Source organism: Neosynechococcus sphagnicola sy1 (assembly GCF_000775285.1).
Lineage (GTDB): Bacteria > Cyanobacteriota > Cyanobacteriia > Neosynechococcales > Neosynechococcaceae > Neosynechococcus > Neosynechococcus sphagnicola.
Genome location: NZ_JJML01000015.1, coordinates 85,167 through 104,562, shown reverse-complemented (window position 1 = coordinate 104,562; position 19,396 = coordinate 85,167). Strand labels below are relative to the sequence as shown.

Annotated in this window: 17 protein-coding genes and 6 pseudogenes; 12 read left to right on the top strand and 11 right to left on the bottom strand. The window is 54.6% G+C overall.

Annotated features, from left to right (window positions below; translation table 11 throughout):
* Positions 1 to 52: 52 nt before the first annotated feature.
* Positions 53 to 1,120, bottom strand: a complete 1,068-nt coding sequence (gene ribD / locus DO97_RS07085; RefSeq protein WP_036532052.1) for a bifunctional diaminohydroxyphosphoribosylaminopyrimidine deaminase/5-amino-6-(5-phosphoribosylamino)uracil reductase RibD — start codon at positions 1,118 to 1,120, stop codon at positions 53 to 55.
* On the opposite strand from ribD, the gene DO97_RS27515 reads away from it, so the two are divergent.
* The gene (locus DO97_RS27515) at positions 1,096 to 1,218 is read left to right on the top strand and encodes a hypothetical protein (RefSeq protein WP_275574969.1); all 123 of its coding nucleotides are present in this window, start codon (positions 1,096 to 1,098) and stop codon (positions 1,216 to 1,218) included. The two genes, ribD and DO97_RS27515, sit on opposite strands and share 25 nt — an antisense overlap.
* Positions 1,219 to 1,291: 73 nt before the next feature.
* Here DO97_RS27515 and DO97_RS07080 read toward each other — a convergent pair whose 3' ends face one another.
* From DO97_RS07080 to DO97_RS07070, 3 genes and pseudogenes are all read right to left on the bottom strand, one after another.
* Entirely contained in the window at positions 1,292 to 2,038 is a 747-nt protein-coding gene (locus DO97_RS07080) for a M48 family metallopeptidase (RefSeq protein WP_036532050.1), read from the bottom strand.
* A gap of 11 nt (positions 2,039 to 2,049) precedes the next feature.
* A pseudogene (locus tag DO97_RS07075) lies at positions 2,050 to 2,875 on the bottom strand (DUF1838 domain-containing protein).
* Positions 2,876 to 3,117: 242 nt separating this feature from the next.
* Positions 3,118 to 4,102, bottom strand: a pseudogene (locus DO97_RS07070) (GntR family transcriptional regulator).
* Between the two features lie 217 nt (positions 4,103 to 4,319).
* Between DO97_RS07070 and DO97_RS07065 the strand changes: the two are divergent.
* The 10 genes and pseudogenes from DO97_RS07065 (at position 4,320) to DO97_RS20760 (ending at position 13,165) form a co-directional block, all read left to right on the top strand.
* A complete protein-coding gene (locus DO97_RS07065) occupies positions 4,320 to 4,616 on the top strand; it encodes a hypothetical protein (protein ID WP_036532047.1) in 297 nt (98 codons plus the stop codon).
* A 61-nt stretch (positions 4,617 to 4,677) separates the two neighbouring features.
* Positions 4,678 to 5,337 (top strand): serine/threonine protein kinase, encoded by a 660-nt coding sequence (locus DO97_RS20770; protein ID WP_081980660.1) that lies wholly within the window; start codon positions 4,678 to 4,680, stop codon positions 5,335 to 5,337.
* Positions 5,334 to 5,873, top strand: coding sequence for a serine/threonine-protein kinase (locus DO97_RS20765; protein WP_052128478.1), 540 nt, complete (start codon positions 5,334 to 5,336; stop codon positions 5,871 to 5,873). The genes DO97_RS20770 and DO97_RS20765 overlap by 4 nt, the downstream gene beginning before the upstream one ends.
* Positions 5,874 to 6,049: 176 nt before the next feature.
* Positions 6,050 to 7,230 (top strand): annotated as a pseudogene (locus DO97_RS30890) (chromate transporter).
* A gap of 75 nt (positions 7,231 to 7,305) precedes the next feature.
* Positions 7,306 to 8,050 (top strand): annotated as a pseudogene (locus DO97_RS30885) (TVP38/TMEM64 family protein).
* An 85-nt stretch (positions 8,051 to 8,135) separates the two neighbouring features.
* Positions 8,136 to 9,632: pseudogene (locus DO97_RS30880) on the top strand (mercuric reductase).
* A gap of 60 nt (positions 9,633 to 9,692) precedes the next feature.
* Positions 9,693 to 10,613 carry a metallophosphoesterase gene (locus DO97_RS07040; protein ID WP_072016388.1) on the top strand — a complete coding sequence of 307 codons (921 nt, stop codon included), beginning with the start codon at positions 9,693 to 9,695 and terminating at the stop codon, positions 10,611 to 10,613.
* Entirely contained in the window at positions 10,586 to 11,263 is a 678-nt protein-coding gene (locus DO97_RS07035) for a lecithin retinol acyltransferase family protein (protein WP_036532130.1), read from the top strand. The genes DO97_RS07040 and DO97_RS07035 overlap by 28 nt, the downstream gene beginning before the upstream one ends.
* A 277-nt stretch (positions 11,264 to 11,540) precedes the next feature.
* On the top strand, positions 11,541 to 11,900 hold the full coding sequence (locus tag DO97_RS07030) for a hypothetical protein (RefSeq protein WP_052128477.1): 360 nt from the start codon (positions 11,541 to 11,543) through the stop codon (positions 11,898 to 11,900).
* Positions 11,901 to 12,337: 437 nt separating this feature from the next.
* Positions 12,338 to 13,165 (top strand): DUF4115 domain-containing protein, encoded by an 828-nt coding sequence (locus DO97_RS20760; protein ID WP_052128476.1) that lies wholly within the window; start codon positions 12,338 to 12,340, stop codon positions 13,163 to 13,165.
* Positions 13,166 to 13,275: 110 nt separating this feature from the next.
* Here DO97_RS20760 and DO97_RS07015 read toward each other — a convergent pair whose 3' ends face one another.
* Positions 13,276 to 13,623 (bottom strand): single-stranded DNA-binding protein, encoded by a 348-nt coding sequence (locus tag DO97_RS07015; protein ID WP_162182955.1) that lies wholly within the window; start codon positions 13,621 to 13,623, stop codon positions 13,276 to 13,278.
* Between the two features lie 151 nt (positions 13,624 to 13,774).
* Here DO97_RS07015 and DO97_RS07010 point away from each other — a divergent pair, with 151 nt between their 5' ends.
* The gene (locus tag DO97_RS07010) at positions 13,775 to 14,245 is read left to right on the top strand and encodes a DUF4079 domain-containing protein (protein WP_036532123.1); all 471 of its coding nucleotides are present in this window, start codon (positions 13,775 to 13,777) and stop codon (positions 14,243 to 14,245) included.
* On the opposite strand, the gene DO97_RS07005 is transcribed toward DO97_RS07010, so the two are convergent.
* From DO97_RS07005 to speB, 6 genes and pseudogenes are all read right to left on the bottom strand, one after another.
* Positions 14,242 to 15,012: an ABC transporter ATP-binding protein gene (locus DO97_RS07005; protein WP_036532044.1), complete on the bottom strand. Its 771-nt coding sequence runs from the start codon at positions 15,010 to 15,012 to the stop codon at positions 14,242 to 14,244. The two genes, DO97_RS07010 and DO97_RS07005, sit on opposite strands and share 4 nt — an antisense overlap.
* 4 nt (positions 15,013 to 15,016) lie before the next feature.
* Positions 15,017 to 15,862 (bottom strand): ABC transporter permease, encoded by an 846-nt coding sequence (locus DO97_RS07000; protein ID WP_036532121.1) that lies wholly within the window; start codon positions 15,860 to 15,862, stop codon positions 15,017 to 15,019.
* Between the two features lie 44 nt (positions 15,863 to 15,906).
* Positions 15,907 to 16,941: an ABC transporter substrate-binding protein gene (locus DO97_RS06995; RefSeq protein ID WP_036532042.1), complete on the bottom strand. Its 1,035-nt coding sequence runs from the start codon at positions 16,939 to 16,941 to the stop codon at positions 15,907 to 15,909.
* Between the two features lie 49 nt (positions 16,942 to 16,990).
* Positions 16,991 to 17,704 (bottom strand): hydrogenase nickel incorporation protein HypB, encoded by a 714-nt coding sequence (gene hypB / locus DO97_RS06990; RefSeq protein ID WP_036532040.1) that lies wholly within the window; start codon positions 17,702 to 17,704, stop codon positions 16,991 to 16,993.
* Between the two features lie 100 nt (positions 17,705 to 17,804).
* Complete coding sequence (hypA, locus tag DO97_RS06985; RefSeq protein WP_036532039.1) at positions 17,805 to 18,170, bottom strand: hydrogenase maturation nickel metallochaperone HypA; 366 nt, start codon at positions 18,168 to 18,170, stop codon at positions 17,805 to 17,807.
* A pseudogene (speB, locus tag DO97_RS30875) lies at positions 18,170 to 19,355 on the bottom strand (agmatinase). Before speB ends, hypA begins: the two are co-directional and overlap by 1 nt.
* Between the last annotated feature and the right edge of the window lie 41 nt (positions 19,356 to 19,396).

Here is a 19,396-nt window from a genome sequence, read left to right as displayed (position 1 = left end):
CGCCCCACGGATGCAACCACCCACCTTTGGAGGTTCTCTCCTGATGCCTGAGTTAAGAACCCCTGAAGGGCAAATAGCCCTCCACCAGTAGATCCGAGCCAATCGATCGCCAGGTTACCCGCTCTAAGGCCAAAGCCTCCGTCATGGTGGTGAAGCCCAAATCACCTACAGGAGAGGGCGCAGTGAGGCCCCCAATAATTTTTGGAGCAATGAAGGCCAGGATTTTCTGAACCGCTCCTTCCGCGATCGCCCTGGCTGCTAAGGTGCCGCCGCATTCCCACAACACCGATAGAAACCCCCGTTGATAGAGGTAATCCATCACCTGGATTGGGGTCAGGGGCGACAGTTCTATGACTTCCACCCCCTGTTGGCGAAGCAATTGCTGAAAGGCGGGATTGGTTCCTACCGCCGTTAACACCAGGGTCGGGGCATCCTCGGTTTGCCAGAGGTGGGCGACCGACGGTAGATCCAGAGACCGACTCATCACCACCCGCAGGGGATTATGGGCATTGGCTTGGTGACTGGTGAGTTGGGGGTTATCCTGTCGGACGGTATTACTGCCAACAATGACGGCATCACAGGCCGCCCGCAACTGGTGTACCTCCATCCGTGCCATCGAGTTGGTAATCCAGGTACTATGGCCACTAGTGGTGGCAATTTTGCCATCTAGGGTCATGGCGTACTTCAAAATTCCCCAGGGTCGCTGGTGTAAAATCCGATGTACAAAGGCTTCATTGAGTTTCTGACAAGCAGCCTCTTCCACCCCCACTACCACCTCAATCCCTGCTTGGCGCAGGTGAGCAATACCCTTGCCCGCAACCAGAGGATTGGGATCTACCATCCCGATAACTACCTTTCTAATCCCGGCGGCGACGATTGCCTCGGAACAGGGCGGGGTGCGTCCATAGTGGTTGCACGGCTCAAGATTCACGTACAGCGTTGCCCCCTCAGCCCGTTCTCCTGCGGCTCGGAGTGCCCAGACTTCGGCATGGGGTTGTCCGGCTCCGGGATGAAATCCTTCCCCGACAATTTCCCCCGCTTGCACAATTAGCGAACCGACCAAGGGATTGGGCGCGGTTTGTCCCAACGCCTGTTTTGCCAGTTCCAAACATCGCTGCATCAGGGCGCGATCGCGGGGGGTACCTACAGATTCCTCCCCAAGGGTTGAAGTCGCGGGAGGGGGGGGTGCAAACCCGTCGAGTTGTCCAGGGGGGGTAAGCCTCTGCCATCACATGGGATCACTCGTTACATCCATCACCAGAGTAGTTTAGCGCTACCGCTCTGGGTGCTTTCACGATCGCACCCAGAGCGGTAGTGTCCACCAGGATTGATTCAAATCTGTGTCGCGTTGTTGGTAATCCTTACAGTGACTGGCAACCAATGCCCAAAAACGGGGGGAATGGTTGAGGTGCATCGTATGGCATAGTTCATGAATCAACACATAGTCCACCAGAGGCGCTGGAATCAACATTAGTTTGCAATTCAAATTGATCGTGTGGAGGCTAGAGCAACTGGCCCATCGTGATTTCTGATTCTTGATCACAGCTTTGCTAAAGCACAATTGGCTGCTGTGGCTGCGGTGCTGTAACCAGGGAATTAAGTGTTGCTGGGCTTGACGGGCCAGCCAGCGTTGGAGGGCTTGTTGGCAGGCATGGGGATTGTCCACGGGGCCAAAAATTTGGAGGTGATGGCCGGATTGCTCAAGCACGGTGAGACGGGACGCTGGGGTCTGGCAATAGGTAACTGCCCACTCAGTGGTGATCGCCGCCAGGAAAATGTGGGTTGGTAGCAAACTGGGAGACGCTGCTAGCAACAACTGGCGGCGGGCTTCCATTTGTTGGAGGGTGCGCTGCAACCAAGTTTTCTTACTCAGGAGCATGGCTGGTATTTGCCGCTGGTCAAAACCCAGGGGCACTATGACTTCTAAACCGACTTCGACCGAAACCCTCAGACGCGGGTATTTCGCCCGCTGACTTTCCCGCAGGGTGTAGTGGGGGCAATCACTGGAGGTTTCCGGTAAAAGCGGTTGCAAATTCATGGGGGTGGAGTCTATGCGACCTCATCTGCTAGGGTTGCTGGCATCGGGAACACCGCACCCGCTAGATAGGACTGGAAATGCTGACGAAAGTATAACCAGGAGGTCATATCCTCCCCCTCTTGGTAGGCACGGGGGGTCATTTTGAAACAGGGGCACACGGGTCTGGATCTGTTCTTGCAACAGTGGTGGTAACTCAGGGACACCACTGACCTTACGACCACAAGCACTATAGATTAAATGACCGGGGCGATCGCCCATTTTCATCCAGGGCACCCAGGGGCCAATGCGATCCCAACTCAAACGCAGATCCGAGACCGAAAGTATCGCCGGATCAAGGAGATCTTGGGTAGGCACACTCAGCTTAAACAACTCAGCCGCTTGATAGATGGCTTGGGGGCTGTAGTCTCCAAACTGTGGATCTTCCGCCAAGGAGTTAGGGTAGGTGGGGAACAGATCAAAGATAAACGTTGTGGTATCGCCATCGACCTGAGCTGGGAACTGCCGCTTAAACGCACCCTGAACAGGACTATTGGCGACATGGACAACGGTGAGGGTTTCCTCTGTCCAGGGATTTTGCCACGTTTGCAGCATTTCACCCGAAGTAGGGTCAAGGTAGTAGGTGAGTTCGCGGGAGGTAAAGTCCCAGGCATTTTCAGCCACGGGAAGACAGCGGCTGACGCTCATCCCCACCATTTTGAACAGGCATTGGCGGGGCTGCTCCGGGACAAACGCATAGATGCTGCCTGACCATGTGAGAAAGCTTTGTTGTCCTGGGTCGAGGGATGATCGAACTTTGACAAAGTCCCTCGCCTCGAACTCCTGGGTAACTGCAACCATGGCTCATCCTCTGTAAATGCTGCCTTGAGGGCGATTGCCAACAGTTCATAGCTTACACGGAACTACCTGCCATCTTGAGGCTAAATTCCTCACAGAAATGGGTGCCTTGCTGTTTCAGGTGGGTCTAGCAATCCTTGGGAGAATCTTGCTGGTCAATGCTGATCAGTTGCTCACCCAGCAATCTTGGGTGCAGTCATAGAACCTCTGTCCTGATTTAGCCTCAGTTTCGGGAGGCATGGGGCTTAATCAAACCCCAGTTCCCGCTTTAACAGTTTGAGCGACGCAGCACTAATGTAGTTCTCACAGCACAGTAGCTGGGGGGGACGAATAATGTCATCCCTGGCGGCCATCACCGCTGTCTTGACGATTGCAATGCTGGCCTGGTCGCTGATAATAGTTTGGGCGCTGCGGACAATGGAATTAAGTTTATAGGCATCCTCCAGGGGGGCAATCATCACCAGTAGGTCGTCCCCTCGCAGACTATGGATAATCACACTGGCGGCTCGGAGAATCCCACTGCTAATGCTGACAATGCCCACGCAGCTATCCTTAGGCAGGCGCTTAATCACCTGAATTTCAGCCGCATAGTCGTAGATATCCAGGGGAATCACCCGCACAGACTGGGGCAGGGCGATCGCCTCGGCATCACTGATAAAGTAACGGGTGGTGACTACGGTGCCCGAACGGGTTTGGGACAACACCTGCGCCAGTTCTTCCAGAGGCACAATTTGCACCGGGATCGCTAGGGCTTGCTCTAATTCCCGCGCCATCAATTCCGCCACCCCAATGTCTTGGGCTGGAGCGGTGATCAATACCTGGGCACTACAGCGCAAGCGCCAGTCAATTTCGGTCAGAAATAACTCACGCACCTGATTCAGGGTGTAGCCCTGGTTCAGCAAGGCATCAATACTTTGCTGCAAAAGCTTGTGAGCCTCAGGATACTGTTCTTGTAATGGGGAACGAAACTTCCCCCCCCCGTTCGTGGCTCCGTGCCCGGACATAAATTCCTGAACCCGCCAGGGCTTCTACTAACCCAGCCTCTTCTAGCTGACGATAGACCTTACTGATGGTGTTCCGGTGCAATCCCGTCTGCATTGCCAGTTGACGGGTACTCGGCAGGCGATGACCGGGCGGATATTGACAGGAGGCGATCGCCAAACGAATTTGGTCATACAGCTGGGTTGAGGCCGGAATTTCACTATCAAGTTGGATATGAAATTGAATCATTGGAGCGACTCCACAGCGCTCGTGTCAGCAGTGGATAAGAGATGCAGAATCTGTGACAGTTACAGGGCATGATACCGGAAGTCGTCAGGAAAGCCCATGCGTCTCAACCGCTATTGCTGGTCTACTCGACGGGTGATTCAAACAACGCGCCAGACAATTTGGTCTTTACAGTTCCTCTGACGGGGCACGGCTCTGGTTTGCATCGGATTGTAGTTTTGTGATTGCCAATACTCCTGTGTTTTACCCTGACCACACTCCCCATGAGGAGGGACGACGGGCAGTACAGTCAGTTCTGGAGGCACGGATCAACCCTGAGTTGTTTGAAGCTGATCAAATGGAACAACTGATTGTGTCATCGGGAGCGAATTTGCGGCATCTGTTTTCCCTGGTGAACTATGCAGCAGACAGCGCAATCTTGCGCGGAAGCGATAACGGAACGATTGCTCTGGAGGATTGCAATGGCGAGATCGCTGCTGCACCAGGGTTAAGTAACGTTACTTGCCGAGGGAGCTGAAATCCTTGGCGAGAGTGATAGCATTTCAAAATCCCTATTCATCTAACACTGTGTCCTCGCCATGAGTGACCTGTCTACCGATCTACTGAAGTTCCGGGTAGGAACGCTGCACAAAACCCAACTGGGAAGGGCGATCTCAGCACGAGTGCTCTTTCAAGAGCGCTATCAGGTGCTGAAAGTAGTAGGAAGGGGCAGTTTTGGCGTTACCTTTCTAGCTCAGGATGCCTCCCTCCCCCATCATCCTCTGTGTGTGATTAAGTTCCTCAGTCCCAAAGTGCATGATCCGGCGTTATTGCGAACGGCTCAGGAACGTTTTCAGCGAGAGGCTAAGATTCTCGGTCGTTTGGGTGGACATGCCCAATTACCCTTGCTCCTCAACTACTTTGACATTGAGGGAGAGTTTTACCTCGTCCAAGAATATGTACAGGGGGTGAATCTAGCAGAAGAGGTGATGGTCACAGGCATCAAGTCTGAGGCAGCAGTGCGAGAGATGTTAGCAGAGGTTTTGCCCCTGCTTGAATATCTGCACCAGCAGCGGGTGATTCACCGGGATATCAAGCCAGAAAATATGATTCGCTGTTGGCGCGATCGCCGCCTCGTGCTAATTGACTTTGGCTCTGTGAAGGAAGCCATCCATGACCTCGGCGAAACCTGTATCACCATTGCCTCTTCCACACAGGTCATGGGCACCTACGGGTTTGCCCCCCCGAACAGCTATTGAAACGCCCCATCTTTGCCAGTGATTTATATGCCTTGGGCATGACCTGCCTGTTTCTGCTGACGGGGAAGTATCCCTGGGATTTCCCGTGGGACTCGGTGACCACAGCCGTTGACTGGCATCAGGCAGTGGTCATCAGCGCTGACTTTGCAGCGCTGATGAAGCGGATGACAGCCTTATCTCCCCAAGACCGCTACCCCTCGGCGGCGGCGATTTTGGCAGATCTCACCGATCTCCCACCGATCCAGCATCCCGTTGTGGAGGCCCTGCCCCCCCCCCGCGATGCTCAAGGAGCACGCTCCCAGAATCGCAGCGGTGAAGCCTCGACCCGCGGACGGCTATCTTTCCCCCGCCGTGCGGCTGGCCGCCAATATTCGCGATCGCAAAGCTCGAATGCAACAGAAGCAAAAACGGGGATGGCCTTGAACCACGATGCAGTGACTTCAATCACCCGATCGGGCTACCCAACTAGAGGAATGCTGATCAGAGGGGCTTCAGAGAGGATGATTACAGAACAACATCCTAAATCTTGCGTGTAGAGCAGTCCCCCAGGGCTGCTTTTTTGTGCCTCGGGGTTATAAAGATTGCTTGATGGTTTGCAGCTTCCCAGACGACGGCATCAGGAGAATGGTCTGGCGTACAATCAAGCCGATGCCCCATCTGTTGCCCCCCTGGAGACGCACCCGTGCCCGAACCCCTTGAGGAAATTCCCGGAATACAACGTTCTGATGTCAGGATTTTTCCCCCGCAAATTGACCCGGAGCAGAATCCCCAGCGATTGCGGGAACTGGCGCTGGTGTTCTTGAAGTTAGGGGCGATCGCCTTTGGGGGGCCTGCGGCTCATATCGCCATGATGGACGATGAGGTGGTGAACCGTCGTCAGTGGATGAGTCGGGAAAAACTCCTGGATTTAATCGGGGGTGACGAATTTAATTCCTGGCCCCAACTCTACGGAACTCGCCATTCACATTGGCTATGAACGGGCTGGTGTCTGGGGACTGGCGATCGCGGGTGCCTGCTTTATTTTGCCCGCAATGCTGATTGTCTGGGGATTGGCGGTTCTCTATGTTCACTACCAAACGCTTCCAGAAATGGGCTGGCTTCTCTACGGTGTCAAGCCAGTGATCATTGCCATTGTCTGCCAAGCGGTGCTGAAACTCGGTAGGACGGCGATTAAGGATGGGGTGACTACGGTGGCCGCAGTGGCGGTGATGGTTAGCTTCTACTTAGGGGTAAATGAAATTTCACTGCTGCTGGCAGCCGGGATCGGTGTGATGCTGCTGAGAAATCTGACACCCACCGCTGGGACTGGAGCCACCACCGCCCTATTGCTCCCTGGCTTGCTGACCCAGGGGGGAGCCTTGCCCCTCGAACCCATCACCTGGGGTCAAGTGTTTTGGATTTTCCTCAAAATTGGCTCCGTACTCTATGGGGGGGGCTACGTCCTGCTGGCTTTTTTACAACGGGATTTAGTCGAACGTACCCATTGGCTGACCTCCCAGCAATTGCTCGATGCCGTTGCCATTGGCCAGATCACCCCCGGGTCCTGTGTTCACCACCGCAACCTTTATTGGCTATATCCTGGCGGGGAACCCTGGGGCGATTGCGGCAACAGTGGGGATTTTTCTCCCCGCCTTTGTGCTAGTGGCATTGGTCAATCCTTGGGTGCCCAAACTACGAGCTTCCTCTTGGATGGGGGGCTTTTTAGATGGGGTGAACGCTGCGGCTCTCGGACTGATGGCGGTTGTCACTTGGAGGTTGGGGCAGGCGGCTTTGGTGGATGTGCTGACTTTGGGCATCGCTGTTGTCAGTTGGGTGATGGTGTTTGGGAGCGCCGTCAATTCTGTCTGGCTGGTAATAGCTGGGGCACTCATCGGCTTTTTAGTCCAAGCTTGACTTCTCAGGGAAATTTCAGCTTCACCCGCTAGCATCGACCTTAACCCTGCGTCCGTGATCCCGACTGCGTTTACTATGAAACTTCCTAACTGGATGCTCCGCGTTTTGCAACCGTTGTTGTGCCTGGGGGCGATCGCCGTGGTGATCCAGGGGGGGCTGATGTTGACCTCAGTGCCAGTCCTTGCCCAGACGGCTAGTGAGCCGATCCTTCCCCAACAACTGCTCCTCAGTGGCTTGGATCAGGTGCGGAGTTACGGGGCGATCGCCCCCATCGTCTTTATCGGACTCTATGCGATCGCCACCGTTGCCCTGATCCCCGGTTCAGTGCTGACCTTACGGGGCGGGTTCCCTGTTTGGAGTCATCATTGGTTCAGGGGTAGTTATGGTGGGAGCCACCCTGGGAGCTACCGCTGCCTTTTTGGTGGGTCGCTATCTGGCACGGAACTGGGTGGCTCGAAAAATCGCAGGCAATGCTAAATTTAAGGCCATTGATGATGCGGTCGGTCGAGAAGGGTTGAAAATTGTGCTGCTCACCCGCCTCTCCCCCATCTTTCCCTTTGTGTTGCTCAACTACGCCTATGGCATCACCCAGGTCTCCCTGTGGGACTACGTTCTAGCCTCCATAGGGATGATTCCAGGGACAGTGGCTTATGTATATCTGGGGTCCCTGATCACAGACCTTGCCCTGATTGGAGTTGCCAGTCCCTCCCTCAATCCGGCATTTCAGTGGGGCATTCGCCTCCTGGGTCTTGTGGCCACAGTCGTTGTCACGATCTATGTCAGCCGCATCGCCCGCCAAGCCCTCACCCAAGACGTTTGACAGTCTGGGAATCTTCTAACCTGCCTGACCAGTACGATAAAAAGGCACCGCCATGGCTCCCTCTGACCCGGTTACCCTGCCCCCGATGGATGGTTACAATCAAGCCCTGATTGCCAATGTCCATCCCCCCGAACTGGGTGAATCCAGAACCGCTAGAACGCTACAACCTGGTGGTGATTGGGGCTGGCACCGCAGGGCTGGTGGTGGCGGCGGGAGCCGCTGGACTGGGCGCTAAGGTGGCATTGGTAGAGCGGTATTTGCTGGGGGGGGGATTGTCTCAATGTCGGGTGTGTGCCCTCTAAGTGCTTGATTCGCTCCTCCCGCGCCTATGCCGATGTTCGGGATGCCCACCACTGGGGGGTAGAGGTTCCCCCAGGAACGACGGTTGATTTTGCCGCCGTCATGGAACGAATGCGGCAGATTCGCGCCGATATTAGCCACCATGATTCGGCGCAGCGGTTTCAACAGCTCGGGGTGGATGTTTTCTTAGGAGCCGCTCGTTTTGTGGGTGCCGATGCAGTGGTGGTGGGAGAGACAAAACTCCGGTTCAAGCGGGCGGTGATTGCCTCGGGTGCCCGCGCCGTTCAGCCTCAAATTCCGGGTTTGGCAGATGCGGGATACCTGACCAATGAAACCGTGTTTTCCCTCACGGAACGCCCAGGACGACTGGCGGTGATTGGCGGTGGCCCGATTGGTTGTGAACTCGCCCAGGCATTTCGACGCCTCGGTTCTGAGGTGATTTTGCTTCACAAAAACTGCCCAGATTCTGGATCGGGAAGATGCTGAGGCGGCGGCGGTGATTCAGCAGGCGCTGCTCCAAGATGGCATTCAACTGGTGCTCCAGGCCCAGATCCAACAAGTTGTCGTCCAAGGAGCAGAGAAGGTGCTGATGTTTCAGTCTCAAGGTCAGGCCCACACCGTCACCGTGGATGCGATTTTAGTCGGAGCCGGACGCGCCCCCAATATCGAAGATTTGAATCTAGAAGCCGTGGGGGTGGCCTACGACCCCAAACGGGGGGTACAGGTGAATGACCATCTACAAACCACCAATCCCCGGATTTATGCAGCGGGGGATGTCTGTATGCAATGGAAATTTACCCATGCGGCGGATGCCGCCGCCCGGATCGTGATTCAAAATGCCCTGTTTCTGGGTCGCAAGCAGCTCAGTACCTTGACCATGCCCTGGGTGACCTACACTGACCCAGAGGTGGCCCATGTGGGGCTATATGAACCGGAGGCCAAGGCTCAGGGCATTGCCATCGATACCTTTCAGGTGCCCTTGACCCAAGTAGACCGGGCGATCGCCGACGGTGAAACCACAGGCTTTGCCAAGCTCCACCTTAAACAGGGGACGGACAAAATTCTCGGGGCCACGATCGTGGCTCGCCATGCGGGGGACATGATCAGTGAGGTCACCCTGGCGATGGTGGGCAACCTGGGCTTAAAAACCCTTGCCTCGGTGATCCATCCCTACCCTACCCAGGCAGAGGTTATCCGGAAGGTCGCCGATGCCTACAACCGCACCCGCCTCACCCCAAGGGTGAAGCGATTATTTGAGCGATGGTTAGCTTGGACACGCTAAGGGATCAAGGGGTTTCTGGTAAGCTGTGTTGCAGCTTGTTGTCTTGCTACCTGGAAGGTCATGCACCGAATTCTGACCGGGCCCCTCACCATTGAGTCTGTAACAGTTGCGATCGCAGGGTTACCCGATCGACTCCAGGGCACCACCCTTGTGCATCTGTCCGATCTCCACTACGATGGCTTCCGTCTCTCAGAAACCCTCCTGCAACAGGCGATCGCAGCGACCAATCGGGCAAACCCTGACCTGATTCTGCTGACGGGCGACTATGTGACCGACGACCCCGAACCCATCCATGACCTAGCCCAACGGCTCCAGTCCCTCAGCAGCCGAGCTGGCATCTATGCGGTCTTGGGCAATCATGACCTCTGTTATCGCCACTCCCAAACTCAGATCACCCAGGCATTGACCGCCATTGGCATTCAAGTCTTGTGGAACCAAATTGCCTATCCCCTTGGGGCTGACATTGCCCTCGTCGGATTGGCAGATATGTGGTCACGGGAATTTAATCCCCAGTCACTCCTGAGCCAACTCCCCCTGCAACTGCCTCGGATTGTTCTCTCCCACAATCCCGATAGTGCCGTGCCACTCCAAGCCTGGCGGGTAGATTTACAGCTCTCTGGACATACCCACGGGGGGCAAGTGGTGATTCCAGGGCTGGGAACGATCTCTCAATGGCTCGATCCGGTGCGGCGAAAAGTTCCCAAATCCCTACGTCGGGGGTTACCCCTGATGCGCAAGTGTCATAAGGTGGTGCAACATTGGGAATGGGCTCAGGGATTGCACAGAATTGGTGATCATACCCTCTATGTTAATCGGGGGTTAGGCACGTACTTTCCGGGTCGCCTCTTCTGCCCACCGGAGGTTACAGTCATTACATTAACAGGGAAGCCAACCCCGGACGCGTGGGGAGCACCCATGGCCAACAACCGGGACGTTGCACTAGCGGTGAATCCATCATGCGGGGCGATCAAATCTATGTGATGCGGGAGTGGCTCAACTTCCAGGAAGTCTATCAGCACCACGGCATTGACTGTGGGGATGGCACCGTGATTCATTACCGCAAACCCAGTGAGACGATTGAATGCACCTCCCTCGAAACCTTTGCCCTGGGCGGTTCAATTTACATCAAACCCTACGCCACTTGTTTTCTGCCAGAAGTGGTGGTTCATCGGGCACAAAGCCGCCTCGGGGAGCAGCAGTACAACCTGCTCTCAAATAACTGCGAACATTTTGCCACTTGGTGCAAAACTGGGGTCAACTACAGCGACCAGATTCAAGACTTTATGCCCTACCTAGGGGCGATCGCCCCTAGACAGCTCTCCGAACCCATTGCCCAGGCACTCCGAACCTCTAGCCCCGCCGAAGCAACCCGGTTATTGAATCAGGCTCTGGCCGATGTCAAGCAAGTTTGGGATGATCTCCAGCCGAAATATCATCAGGCCCGTGAGGATATGACCACCTGGGAGCGCGTTGCCTTTGAAGCCCTAAAACAGGGGAGAGAAGACCTGGCACGGGCGGCGATCGAGCGCAAGTTATCCGCGAAAACCCAGGCAACCCAGTTACAAGCAAAGCTGGAACAAATGGCCAGTCTCACCGAAACCTTGTTAGAAAATCATAGAGCACGGGCGTGACTGGAAGGGGCAATTTCATCGGCGATCGCCAGCTGCTATAGCCCCGCCTCAAACAATCCGGCTAGAATAAACGTCCTGGAGACGTTGCAACTATCCACACCTGATAAGGCAAATCTCTTAGAGAAATCGTCGCCATTCAGGTCACCTGGTATTCTGTCAACAGCCGGATCTGAAATATACTCTGATAGCCACTGATCAAACTGAGGGTCTAGTCACCGGGCGGCTATCCCGGACGCTCAGTCGTGATCTGCCTGATTACCCGCTGTGCTTCCGTACCATGCAACCGAATCTTTTAGAATCCGCAAAGCAGGGCGACCCCCAAGCCATTACGATTTTGATGAATCGGGTACTGCAACCGAAAGGAGTGACCGTGAAAGTCACCTGCCGGGATGGTTGCATGCACCTACTATTGGAATCGGAACAACCCTTAGACCAAAAGCGACTGATCCCGGCACTGCAAAAGGCGATGCAGGATCTGGGCGCACCCTCGATCTCATGGGTCAGAGTCTATGGCCGCCAAATCAATGGTGCGACCCCAGTATGGAGTCAGGAATTCCAGCTACTGTCCCCATCGGTGGCGATCACTGAGACGGTGGCATCGGAAGCCATGGCAGATACTGACATCGACCCCCCCTGAATCGCCATCAACCCCAACTCCCCCAATATCAGCCTCACCCGCACCGACACCTCCATCCTTCGTCCCCACCACACATGAGGATGAGGATACGGATACGGATATTACAGCGTCCTTTCCTGTTGTCATACTGACACCCCAACCCAAACTACCGTTCCCCCAGCAGCGATCCCAACAGACTAAGCCTCCCCTCGTAGCACCGCCGCCCCCCAGTCGCCCCCCCGCCCCCCCTCCCAGAATTCCCCAGCGAGATCCGATCCCTGCCCAACCTGGGGTTCCTAACAGTGAGTTCAGTCCAGCGGTGTTGGCAGAGGGTACTGTCGGGACTCCACCAGCGCCGAGCGAGATCCTGAACCCGCCCGATCCTGTGGCATCTCCCCCCCGGACGGAGGCTAGAAAAGCCACCGATCCGTCCGATTACGAAGCAACAGCTACTGGGTGTGACCCTGGTGATTCTCGTCATGGGAGTGGGTGGCTGGTGGTGGGGCTTGCACCAGCGGCAAACTCAAATTCGCACTCAAGCACAAGCCCTGGTGGAGGGAGTTGGCAAAATTGAGCAGATCAATGATCTGAAAACCCTCACCAGTGCTAAAAGTCAGTTACAAAAGGCGATCGCTCTGTTGAAGTCCATGCCCCAGGGGGACCCCCAAGTGACCCAGGAATTAGCGGCGATTCGTGAAAAATTAACCCTGGTGGAACGGCGGTTACAAGCTGAGAAGGACGCGGCTGCTAACTTGAAGCTAGCCCAGCAACTGAGTCGTGCGGCTGAGAAGACGCTGGGGAATAACCCCAATCCCGAAGCCCGCCAGACTGCCGCCCAAAAGTTGCAAACGGCCATCAACCTTTTAGAAGTAATTCCACCGACTGCCTTTGTCGCTAAACAGGCACAGACGGATCTGGCTAAGGATCGCCAGCGCTATAGTGTCATCAGTGGAGAGCCTGTCCCCAAGCCACAATTTTCCAATCAACCCATGGTGTCTCAGGGACATCGTCCCATCCAAGTGGTGCTCAATTTCCAGGGACAGTCCTGGCTCCAAGTCACGACGGATGGCAAAATCCAGTATGAAGGTATCTTGTCCAAAGGTACCCAGAAAACCTGGACGGCACGGGAGAAACTGATTCTACGGGTGGGGAACGCCGGTAATATCCTGGCGGGATTCAATGGCGCACCGATGAAACCCCTGGGTAAACCGGGAGAAGTGAGTGAATACAGCTATACCCCCAAAGAGGCAAGTTCGCGGCAGCTACTCCCGAACCCCCGCCGCTAGGACGCCGTCAACCGTTAGTGGATAGGTAAAGACTTTGAAATGGGGTGAGTTTTTTGAGGGTTTTTCACCCATGAAAAAAATCTTGACAGCCCACTCAAGGTTGCAGTCGATCAGTCTCCGGGGCGATCGCCACTGGGTTTAAAGCCATAGTCCAAGACTTGGGCAAACCGAACTTTGATCTGAGTCACAGGGTTGCCTTCACGATCCTGATAGGACTCTTCGTCCAGGGTTCCGGTGACCGTTGCCTTGGAGCCCTTATCGAGAAGGTTCATACAGCTGTCTGCCTGTTTGCCCCAGACATCGACATAGAGTTTCAGCGGGGGTGGGCCATCGGTCTCACCGCTTTTGGGACGATTGACATAGAGAACAAAATTACAGACCACATTCCCGGTGTCAAAATGTTTGATGGTGGGTTTGGCACCCAAGTTTCCACAGACTGTAACCAGTGCCCACGTCATAACGGGTTGCTCCCTGATTTCTGGGTGAATGCCCCAAATCATAACAAAGAGATGCTTCCAGAAAGAAACGCCTTAACCTGTCAAATCGTTGACAAAACAATAAGAAATATTAAATTATGATAAAGTGTCGGCGATCCTTACCGCAGCTATCATGATTTTTGAGATCCCCCCGTCCGCTAAGTTCTGGTTGAATTTTGTCCATCCCACCCTGATGTGGCTGTTGTTAGCCCTCACCCTTTACGCCCTGTACACGGGGATTCAGGTTCGGCGAACTCGGGCTGTTGAGACTGAACAGCGTAAAGAGTTGATCAAGGGGCGATTTAATCTCAAGCATTACCAGATCGGCTCCCTGCTGCTGGCAATTATGGTGTTGGGAACCCTGGGCGGGATGGCCGTCACCTATATCAACAATGGCAAACTATTTTTTGGCCCCCACCTGCTGGCTGGTCTGACCATGACCGGATTGATCGCGATTTCAGCCTCCCTCTCACCCTATATGCAAAAGGGTCACGATTGGGCTCGCTACTTGCACATTGCACTGAACGTCAGTCTGGTTGGGCTATTTGGCTGGCAAGCCGTGACGGGAATGGAAATTGTGCAACGGATCATCAGCAAGGCTTAGGCCAAAATTGGCAGAGCCTCTTGGCGCAGCAGTGTGACAATTTCATCTTTGTAGTTTTGGAAGCGAGGGTGGCGGCGGATCTGATAGTCACGTTCTCCGGGCAGATCGATAGATAGCTCTTGTTTGATACTGCCGGGTTGGGAGGTGAGGACATAAATCCGCCCCGAGAGAAACACTGCCTCTTCGACGTCATGGGTAATCATTAAAATTGTGGTGCCAGTGCGTCGCCAAACTTGCAACAGAAATTGTTGCAGGGTTTCCTTTGTCTGGACATCTAAGGCTCCAAAGGGTTCATCCATGAGCAAAATTTGGGGCTGAGAAGCTAAGGCTCGGGCGATCGCCACCCGTTGTTTCATCCCTCCGGAGAGTTCCTTGGGAAAGCACTGGGCACAGTGGGACAGCCCCACCACGTCTAAGTAGTAATTCACCTGCTGATGGCGATCGCGCGCTGCCATGCCCCGCAACTTCAGCCCAAACCCCACATTGTTGGCAACATTCATCCAGGGATAGAGGGTATAACTTTGAAACACCATCCCCCGATCAGGGCCTGGGCCTGTGACAGGTACGTCATCGACACGAATCTCCCCAGCGGTGGGCATATCGAGTCCGGCAACCAACCGCAACAGCGTTGACTTTCCAGAGCCAGAGGCCCCGACTGCACAGATAAACTCCCCAGTCTCGACATGGAGGTTGATGTCCTTCAGGGCCACGAGGGTTCCCTGTCTAGTTTTGAATTGTTTGAACAGGTGGCAAACTTCTAAGTGCATGTCCTTACTCCACAGCCCAGCGACAGGCAACGCGGGAGAGCAGCCGAAAGAGTAAATCCAGCATCAAGCCAATCAAGCCGATGGTAATTAAACCAGCAAAAATTTCATCGGTTCTTAAGAAACGCTGGGCGACACTGATACGCCGTCCCAAGCCTTCTGTGGCAGCCACCAGTTCCGAAACAATCACCAAATTCCAGGAGGCGGCCATGTTTACCCGACAGGCATCAATAATGTTCGGTAAGACGTAGGGGGTGATGACCTGGAGTAACACCTGCCGTCGCCGTCCCCCGAGGGTATAGGTGGTTTCAATTAATTCTTTGGGGACAAATTTCACCGCATCCATCACCATCAAGGTATTGAAAAACAGAGTGCCAATGCTGATCAGGAGAATTTTGGGTGTTTCCCCGAGGCCAAAGTAGAGGATCAGTAGAGGAATGAAGGCTGGCGCAGGCATATAGCGGACAATGCCGATCAACGGCTCTGCCAGCGATCTCACACTGGTAAAGGTTCCCATGAGAATGCCGAGGGGAATGGAAATCAGCGCTGCTAAGGAAAACCCACACAACACCCGCATCAAACTCGCGGTACTGTCCTTGAGTAAACTACCGTTGCTCCAAAGACGCTGCAACGCCCCTCCCACCTGGCCTGGGGAAGGCAGAAACAGCGGTGCCACTACTCCGGAGGAGGCAATCAGCCACCACAGACTGAAGGGAAGCACGATGGACAGGGTCATCAAGATCCAAGCTAAGGCGCGAGGAATTGGGTCAGCAATCCGCCAAAAGATGGTTGGCGAGAGCATTTTTCGTGGATCTGGAGCTGACACCTGGAAGTTGGAGAGGGGACTGTCCATCATTTCTTCGGCAACATCTGGCGGGTGGCTGGGTTCCATGGCAATTAACTGGGATGGGCGGCGGCGTAGGCTTTGACAAATTGCGGATCAAACAAGTTACTCAAGTCTGGGGCTTGCTTAATGAGACCGCTACTGACGAGAAACTGACTAATTTGTTTGGCAGCAAAGGGTAAGGCCGTCATATCTTGCCCTGGCTCAAAGGCTTTCAAGTTTTCGGCCACGGAGAAAATGTGAGTACCGGCATCGTAGTCTTTATATTCAGCCACCGTCACACCCGCCCGCTTCGCCATGATTTCTAAGGCTTGAGGCTGGTTTTTTTGAATGAAATCCAGGGTGGCGAACCAACTGTTCACCATTGCCTGCACTTCCTGGGGATGGGCTTGTAGAAACTTACGGCTCACTGCTAGGTGATCAGAAATCGCCCCTGGAAAATCCTTGGAGCTGAACAGTACCTTACTGCCAGAACGTTCCAGCGCCTTGGTGGTAAAGGGGGCAAATACGCCCACGGCATCCACTTGACCCGCCGCAAAAGCGGCGGCTGCCGCCCCAGTTTCCAGGGGTTTAAATTCAATATCTTTCTGGGCGAGTCCAGCCTTTTGCAGTCCCAGCAGCAACAGGAAATGATCGACGGTGCCTTCCTCCGCCGCCACTTTCTTGCCCTTGAGATCAGCGATCGCATTAATGCCCTGCCGGACAATAATTTGGTCGTTGCCCGTGGAGTTATCGTTGACGAGCACAATCACTTGATCAGAGCCAGCGGCAACGGAGCTAAGGGTGTCGTTTAAGGTTTGACTGTTACCATCCAATTGCCCAACGGTGAGGGCATTGATTGAGTCCAGATACCCATCAAACCACTTCAGATCCACGGCTACCTGATTGGCCGCAAAAATTTTAGCTTCTTCAGCCACCTGCCAAGGGAACCAACCCGGCCAAGCACTGAAACCAATCCGCACCGAAGTTGAGGTGGTCGGGGTGGGGGTGGGGGTGGTCGGGGTGGTTGGGGGGGAAGCACAACTCACCGTAACAATTAAACTGACGAGAAAAATACCGAACCAAGCTAAGAGTCGGCGAATTTTCATAGAATCTCCTCACAACTGAGAACGGACAAGCCAAGGTTACAAGCAATGGTCATCGACCGGAGAACTCCTGGGTGACTACTGACAACTTATCGGGACGGGTGACCTGTGTCCGTACCCAATCGAACCAGATATCCAACCCGACCCCTGTTTTTGCTGACACTGGAATCAGGACAATCTCGGGGTTAATCTGACGCACGTTGGCGGCGATGCGCTCTAAATCGACATCCACATAGGGAGCGAGGTCGAGTTTCGTCACCAACAAACAATCTGCTTCCCGAAACATAATCGGGTACTTCAGGGGTTTATCGTCGCCTTCGGTGACACTCAACAGTGCAACTTTGGCATGTTCCCCAACTTCAAACTCAGCAGGGCAAACCAGGTTACCCACATTCTCAACCAGCACCAGATCTAAAGAGGTTGGGTCAACCTTGTGGGTGAGTTGATGCAGTCCTCCCGCCACCATTCGGGAGTCGAGATGACACGATCGCCCCGTGTTGATGGCAATCACAGGTACCCCATACTGACGCAGGCGATCGGCATCTAATTCCGTCGTCATGTCCCCTTCAATCACCGCTATCTGAAGTTCTGGATGTAACGCCGCGAGGGTACGTTCTAGGAGTACGGTCTTCCCCGCACCAGGGCTGCTCATCAAGTTGAGGCAGGTAATCCCCCACTGGTCAAAATGAGCCCGATTCTGATCGGCTCCTTGCTGATTGGCATGGAGTAGGTTGATTTCAAGCGCAGCATCAAAGGTTTGGTGCATGGTGGGGAGGAGGAGCCAAGGGGGTAGGGGGCAGGATGAAAAACGGTAGCAATCACGACGGCAAAGCTGGGGCATCTCGTCGGAGGGACAGTTCCCCGCTTCAATCGCGATCGCCGGACTGGGTATATTCAATGTGATTGATTTTCAGTTCTCGTCCGGAACGAATCTCTTCCATGGGAGCCTGACATTGGGGACAAGCGTACTGCAACCCCATCTCAGGACGATACTCGTGGTCGCACCCATGGCAGAAGGCGATCAGTGGGGTTTCGTGAATCACCAGTTGAGCCCCCGCTAAAACGGTCTGACGGCTTTGCACCTCGAAGGCAAACTGAAGTCCCATGGGTTCAACGCAGGTGAACTGGCCGACGGTCAAATGAATCGCCTGAATCTGGGGTTGCTGTGGCTGCGATCGCCACCAGTCCTCAACCGTGAGTATCAGCGCCTGGGTCATGTCGGTCTCGTGCATCAGGAATCCAGCAGTTCGGGCTGGGCCTCAGGATGGATATAGTCTGGTTTTTGTCGGCGGGGTAGTTGGCCGGAGATCACTAAATGGGCCATGGCATCGCAAATGACGCGGGTTGCCATCAAAGAGGTAATATCACTGATGTCGTAACGGGGGGGAAACTTCCACAATTTCCAGCCCACAGACCGGTGCCCGTTGAATAATTTTACCCAGCATGGCAAGGGCTTCCCGGGGCAGCAGTCCCCCTGGTTCCGGCCAACCCGTGCCAGGGACAAACCCAGCATCAATGCAGTCGATGTCAAAACTGATGTACACACAGTCCGTGCCATCCATCGCGTGTTCTAGGGCAAACTCTACGGCAGCATTGATCCCCATTTCTGTGATGTCGGTAACGGTGAGGATGTTGGTGGCACGCTCGCGGCAGACCTTGACCCCTTGTCGGGGAACTTGCCAGCCGCCAATCCCTAACTGCACCAGATTTTTAGCGGGGGCATTGCGGATATTGGTGGCATGGAACCAGGGACAGGTGTGCATCCGCTCATCCAGATCAGTCTCCTGGGTATCGACATGGCGATCGAAGTGGATAATGCCTACTTTTTTATCCCCGAGGTGACGACAAACGCCCCGCACCGTTGGATAGCCAATGGAGTGGTCACCCCCCGAAAATAATCGGGAAGGCACCGGAACTAAACACATGGGCCACGCCTTTGGAAATCTGATCAAAGGACTTTTCGTTGTTAGCAGGAATGGTGAAAATATCGCCGACATCACAGAGGGTAATTTGCTCCCGCAGATCGACCCCTAACTCAAAGTTGTAGGGGGTGTAAAGGGCTGAAATTCGGCGAATCCCTTGGGGGCCAAAACGGGTTCCCGGACGGTAGGTGGTGCCGGAGTCATGGGGAACCCCGACAATGGCGACATCGTACTCTCCCACCTTCCGAACATCTTCTAAATAGGGAGCCTTCAAGAAGGTGTTAATGCCTGCGTAGTGGGGCAACTCCCCCCGGCGAAAACGGTGGGAATGGAGCGATCGCGAATGCTCTCAGCGGCTTCGAGGCCAAATTCTAAGCCCCGACTCACCTCCTGCTGCCACCCGGTGAGGGGCAATCTGGCTTCTCGTTGCAGAGCCTCGGCGGCTTCGGTGATCGGGGGCTGGAAGTTCGGCGTGTCAGCGGATGATTCTGTCATGGTAAGAACCTCAATGGCAGGTTAGATATCGGCTTTAATGA

Excerpts from the sequence above, each read along its gene's own strand:
- ribD (WP_036532052.1), bottom strand. The coding sequence starts at position 1,120 with ATGCAGCGATGTTTGGAACTGGCAAAACAGGCGTTGGGACAAACCGCG.
- DO97_RS07080 (WP_036532050.1), bottom strand. The coding sequence starts at position 2,038 with ATGAATTTGCAACCGCTTTTACCGGAAACCTCCAGTGATTGCCCCCAC.
- DO97_RS20770 (WP_081980660.1), top strand. The coding sequence starts at position 4,678 with ATGAGTGACCTGTCTACCGATCTACTGAAGTTCCGGGTAGGAACGCTG.
- DO97_RS07040 (WP_072016388.1), top strand. The coding sequence starts at position 9,693 with ATGCACCGAATTCTGACCGGGCCCCTCACCATTGAGTCTGTAACAGTT.
- DO97_RS07030 (WP_052128477.1), top strand. The coding sequence starts at position 11,541 with ATGCAACCGAATCTTTTAGAATCCGCAAAGCAGGGCGACCCCCAAGCC.
- DO97_RS07015 (WP_162182955.1), bottom strand. The coding sequence starts at position 13,623 with ATGACGTGGGCACTGGTTACAGTCTGTGGAAACTTGGGTGCCAAACCC.
- DO97_RS07010 (WP_036532123.1), top strand. The coding sequence starts at position 13,775 with ATGATTTTTGAGATCCCCCCGTCCGCTAAGTTCTGGTTGAATTTTGTC.
- DO97_RS07005 (WP_036532044.1), bottom strand. The coding sequence starts at position 15,012 with ATGCACTTAGAAGTTTGCCACCTGTTCAAACAATTCAAAACTAGACAG.
- DO97_RS07000 (WP_036532121.1), bottom strand. The coding sequence starts at position 15,862 with ATGGACAGTCCCCTCTCCAACTTCCAGGTGTCAGCTCCAGATCCACGA.
- DO97_RS06995 (WP_036532042.1), bottom strand. The coding sequence starts at position 16,941 with ATGAAAATTCGCCGACTCTTAGCTTGGTTCGGTATTTTTCTCGTCAGT.
- hypB (WP_036532040.1), bottom strand. The coding sequence starts at position 17,704 with ATGCACCAAACCTTTGATGCTGCGCTTGAAATCAACCTACTCCATGCC.
- hypA (WP_036532039.1), bottom strand. The coding sequence starts at position 18,170 with ATGCACGAGACCGACATGACCCAGGCGCTGATACTCACGGTTGAGGAC.